Origin of the sequence: Candidatus Symbiopectobacterium sp. (genome assembly GCF_020054415.1) — a bacterium.
Classification (GTDB): Bacteria; Pseudomonadota; Gammaproteobacteria; order Enterobacterales; family Enterobacteriaceae; genus Symbiopectobacterium.
In genome coordinates this window covers 1-1,807 of the sequence record NZ_JAHWCO010000607.1, presented here as the reverse complement: position 1 = coordinate 1,807, position 1,807 = coordinate 1, and the positions used below count along the sequence as shown (strand labels likewise).

General features: G+C 39.8%; 3 protein-coding genes. 2 read left to right on the top strand and 1 reads right to left on the bottom strand.

What is annotated here, in order from left to right; all coding sequences use genetic code 11:
- Together QZ506_RS17770 and QZ506_RS17765 are read left to right on the top strand one after the other, a co-directional pair.
- Positions 1 to 109, top strand: a 109-nt coding sequence (locus tag QZ506_RS17770; RefSeq protein WP_291968657.1) for an IS1 family transposase, incomplete at its 5' end; no start/stop codon positions are given.
- Between the two features lie 893 nt (positions 110 to 1,002).
- On the top strand, positions 1,003 to 1,617 hold the full coding sequence (locus QZ506_RS17765) for a winged helix-turn-helix domain-containing protein (RefSeq protein WP_291972949.1): 615 nt from the start codon (positions 1,003 to 1,005) through the stop codon (positions 1,615 to 1,617).
- 7 nt (positions 1,618 to 1,624) lie between these two features.
- Here the strand turns inward: QZ506_RS17765 and QZ506_RS17760 are convergent.
- A partial coding sequence (locus QZ506_RS17760; protein ID WP_291972948.1) for an IS1 family transposase occupies positions 1,625 to 1,807 on the bottom strand: 183 nt, incomplete at its 5' end.

Here is a 1,807-nt window from a genome sequence, read left to right as displayed (position 1 = left end):
GCGTAACCGATTGCAACGGCTCAATCGCAAGACGCTCGGATATTCAAAATCATCCGAAATGCACGATAGGATCATCGGTACTTACATCGAACGCGAGTACTACGTTTGATGCTACATCAACTCATTGAATACACGACCCAACAAGACAGCTTTCATATTAAAATTATGTTTTGTTATTTTTATTGGCTCCGTAGGATGTTTTCAATTCAGTCAGTGTTATGCTCAAAGCCAAATAACATATGCTGACGGCCAAGCGTGACAACCGAACTTGGAAATTATTGTTGTAATATATATCTACGTATTTTGTCTGATGACTTATCTCTAAAAGATATGCAGTAGTAGTCGAGTGTCGGAAAATAGATTAGCCCGTACTGATATTGGAGCAATTTTATTTAATGATTGCGCATGGAGTTTGTGAAGGTGTTATGTTGTTGATTGTCTTTTGATGGCACATCGTTGTCACTGCTTGAGTGTATTTAAAATCATGCTGTTACGTGGTTTTTCTTGCGCGGGTAATCGCCAGTGAAATGACGATTTTATGTCTGATTTTGTCTCATTTTTTCTTTTTGTAGCCTAATTGAAAATAATAGTTACACTTGGTTATTAAATGCTTTTTATGTTGATATGATTTGTCCTATCGATTGTATGCAATGTTATTAATAGTTTTAAACAGTTTTTAATTCCTCGCATTTACAATGACCATGTATGCATTGCATTAAGAAAAAAACAATGTATTAATGAAAAGCGATGTATTAGAAATCAAAACATCGTTTTTATTATTTCCACTTCTCGTTTTTATAAAATGTTTTTGCTGCTGCATGAAACAATCAAGGTGCGTTTTTATGGTGGATTATCATGAGGATGGATGATAAGTATCTTGGTGGCAGAAATTTAAGGAGGAGAGGTAATTACTGCCACCACGGTTTGTAGTGAGAATTCCCTGATGGTGGATTCCTTTGTTAGATAAAATATCAGGCGGATATGCAAATGAACATTAGCTTAATGAATGATGGCAATATCTACTTTCTTGGCTTCATTTTTAGCCCCAAGCTCAGGACATTAAGCTGTGGTGACACCTTATATCAATTGAGGAAAAAGGAGTCCGATGTGTTGGCTCTGCTTTGCGAAAGATATCCTCATCCCGTATCACAAGATGATTTTCTGTCATGTGTGTGGGAAGGGGGATATGTAACATCGCAGAGCATTGCGCAGGTGATTCGCGCACTGCGACGTAATTTGCAGGATAAAGACAAGCAAATCATCGTGACTATCCCTAAGTTGGGATACCGTTTTGGGGTGACCCCTTCTTTTGATGAGCCTCAGGCAGGTGTGGAGGGGGATGCTTTTAGCGCCCACCCTGAAGTCGAAACACTCTATACGGCACAGTACGACACGTCGTGCGGGCAGTTTGTTTATGACAGAACCTCGCTGATTAATCTGACGTCCATTCCTGTCAATTCATTGGCGATTTCTCCTTGTGTCAGGCCAAGGAAAAAAAATATGCGTCTCAGGAATGTCGTACTGGTTGTCGTATTTATCATTACGGCTTATCTGTTATGGTATTTAACGAAAAATTCGATGGCCTCGGTGCATTCGGTCGTGTATTCAATGAGTTGATGTAGCATCAAACGTGGTACTCGCGTTCGATGTAAGTACCGATGATCCTATCGTGCATTTCGGATGATTTTGAATATCCGAGCGTCTTGCGATTGAGCCGTTGCAATCGGTTACGCAGTGTCAGATGTGCACACTCAATACGCTGTGTATACGGCTTGCTAACAATGTGTTTTACTTTTGGAAGTTCGTC